Source organism: Pseudonocardia sp. SID8383 (assembly GCF_009864975.1).
Lineage (GTDB): Bacteria > Actinomycetota > Actinomycetes > Mycobacteriales > Pseudonocardiaceae > Pseudonocardia > Pseudonocardia alni.
This window is the reverse complement of record NZ_WWFY01000633.1, coordinates 1-2,716: the sequence shown is the minus strand read 5'-3', so window position 1 is coordinate 2,716 and position 2,716 is coordinate 1. Positions and strand designations below refer to the sequence as shown.

The following is a 2,716-nucleotide window of genomic DNA, read 5'->3' as shown; positions in this document are numbered from 1 at the left end:
GCCGCCCGGGAGACCGGCGGCGTCGGGCATCCCGCCGCCGAACGCGGCACCGGGCCTCCCGCCACCGCCGGGTCCGCCGCCCTCGCCGCCGACGATGCGGCCGAGACCGTTGTAGCCGAACGCCAGTCCGAGCGGGGTGTTGTCCCCGGACCCGCCGATGTACGGGCGGGCGTCGACCGGCCACAGCGCGACGGCGAGCAGCCACCAGCCGGCGCCGACGACGATCCCGGCACCGCCGACGAGAAGCTGCCACACCCGTCGCCACGGACGGCCGGGCGCGGCCCACAGCCAGGCCAGTGCCAGACCGGGCAGCACCAGGAACGCCTGCAGGGACTTGGTCAGGAACGCGAAACCGAGCACCAGCCCGACCGCGGCGATCCACCGCGTCCGGCCGTCCTCCAGGCCCCGGACGAGCAGGTACGCCGCCGCGACGAGCAGCAGCGTCAGCAGCGCGTCGGGGTTGTCGAACCGGAACATCAGCGCCGCGACCGGAGTCAGCGCCAGCAGCGTCCCGGCGAGCAGGCCGGCGCCGTGCCCGGAGACCCGGCGCACCGCGGCGTAGAGCAGTCCGACCGCGGCGATGCCCATCAGTGCCTGGGGGACCAGCAGGCTCCAGGAGTTGAACCCGACGATCCGGGCGGCGAGCGCCATCGGCCACAGCGACGCGGGCGGCTTGTCGACGGTGATGGAGTTCTGCGGGTCGAGCGAGCCGAAGAAGAACGCCGTCCAGTCGTTCGCCCCGGCCTGGACCGCGGCGGCGTAGAAGGAGTTGGCCCAGCCCGAGGAGCCGAGGTCCCACAGGTAGAGCAGGCCGGTGCCGGTGAGGAGAGCGATCACCGATGCGGCCCGGAGCCTGCGGTGCGAACCGCCGGCCGGGGGTGGAGAGGCGTCGGACCGTGTGGGGTTCCGGTCGAGGGTGCTGGTCACTGCAGGGTCGCCTTCTCCATCGGGATGGTGGCGGAGGCCCGGGGACGGAACACCCAGGAGCGGAACAGGACGAAGCGCAGCACCGTCGCGACCAGGTTGGCCCCGACGATCACCGCCACCTCGACGGCCGGGTGCGCGCCGGGCGCGACCGCTCCGAGAACGGCGAGTGCACCGGTGGTCAGCCCCAGTCCCAGGGCGAACACGACAAGGCCCTGGAACTGGTGGGTGACCGCCCGGCCCCGGCCGCGGACGCCGAAGGTGAACCGCCGGTTCAGCGCCGTGTTCACGACCGCGCACAACAGCATCGCGACGACGTTCGCCGCGATCGGCCCGAGCACCCCCCGCAGGGCGAGGAACAGCACCAGGTTCGCCGCCGTCGAGGCGACGCCGATCGCGGCGAAGCGGGCCAGCTGGAACGGCATCGCCCGGGGCACCCCGGGCACCTCCGGCGGGGCCAGCGGCGCCCGCCCGAGCTGCGCGGGGACCTCGGCCAGCGGCAGCGCACCCGTCGCCAGTGCCCGGCCGACCCGCCACACGCCCTTCAGGTCCGCGACGGCCGTCGCCACGATGTCCACGCTGGAGTCCGGGTCGTCGACCCAGTCGACCGGCACCTCGTGGATGCGCAGCCCGGACCGCTCGGCCAGCACCAGCAGCTCGGTGTCGAAGAACCAGCCGGTGTCCTCGACCAGCGGCAGCAGCCGCCGGGCCACGTCGGAGCGGATCGCCTTGAACCCGCACTGGGCGTCGGAGAAGCGTGCCGAGAGCGCACCGCGCAGGATCAGGTTGTAGCTGCGCGAGATGAACTCCCGTTTCGGGCCGCGCACGACCCGCGAGCCGCGACCCAGCCGGGTCCCGATCGCGAGGTCGGAGTGCCCGGACACGAGCGGGGCGACGAGCGGGAGCAGCGCGCCGAGGTCGGTGGACAGGTCGACGTCGCAGTAGGCGAGGACATCGGCGTCGGAGTCCGACCAGACCCGGCGCAGGGCGCGGCCGCGGCCCTTCTGCTCCAGGCGCACCGTGCGGACCTCGGGGATCTCGGCGGCCAGCCGCCGGGCGATCACCGGGGTGGCGTCGGTGCTGGCGTTGTCGGCGACGGTGATCCGGAACGAGTAGGGGAACCCGGAGGTGAGGAACGCGTGCAGGCGCCGCACCGAGGACTCCAGCTCGCGCTCCTCGTCGAAGACGGGGACGACGATGTCGAGCACGGTCCGGCCGCGGTCGGACGGACGCGCCTCGGGGTGGCCCGGGTGGGTGCCGGTCGCGGGGCCGGCGACGACTGTGGTCATGGGATCGACGATCGGGGCCTGCGCTGTCGCAGCCGTGTGATCGACCTGTGCGTCGGCTGTGAGCCTGTCTGCCGCCCGCCGGGTCACGACGCGCTCAGGTCGTGGAGGGTGACGCCGTCGACGGTGCGGGCCGGGAACGTCGCCGCGACCCACTCGGCGATGAGGCGCGCCTCGTCGCTGCCGCCGGAGGCGGTGGAGATCATCCCGCTGCCCGCGGAGCCGATGAACCAGTGGATCCGGTGCTGCGCCACCATCTGCTGGAACTGCGCGAGCGTCGGGTAGGGGTCGGTGCCGTTGAACCCGCCGACAGCGAGCACCGGTGCCCCCGACGCCAGCTGGTAACCCGCCGCCTGCATCGAGGTCACCGTGGCCGCGGCCCAGGTGAAGTCGTCCGCGTCCGCCGCGATCAACCCTGTGACCTGCGACGACGGCGTGGGGGCGCTGAGGATGCCCCCTGGGCCCCCGCCGGCACCGCCCGGCCCCCGGGTGGGTCCGCCACCGGC

The 2,716-nt window shown here is 74.2% G+C and carries 2 protein-coding genes and 1 pseudogene; all 3 read right to left on the bottom strand.

Features of this window, described 5'->3' with window-relative positions; genetic code table 11:
* The coding region (locus tag GTW08_RS15630) for a glycosyltransferase family 39 protein (protein WP_346009917.1) at window positions 1-837 on the bottom strand (837 nt) is incomplete at its 3' end.
* 86 nt (window positions 838-923) lie between these two features.
* Window positions 924-2,213 (bottom strand): bifunctional glycosyltransferase family 2/GtrA family protein, encoded by a 1,290-nt coding sequence (locus GTW08_RS15625; RefSeq protein ID WP_073575407.1) that lies wholly within the window; start codon window positions 2,211-2,213, stop codon window positions 924-926.
* An 83-nt stretch (window positions 2,214-2,296) separates the two neighbouring features.
* Window positions 2,297-2,716 (bottom strand): annotated as a pseudogene (locus GTW08_RS15620) (glycosyl transferase); the annotation flags it as partial.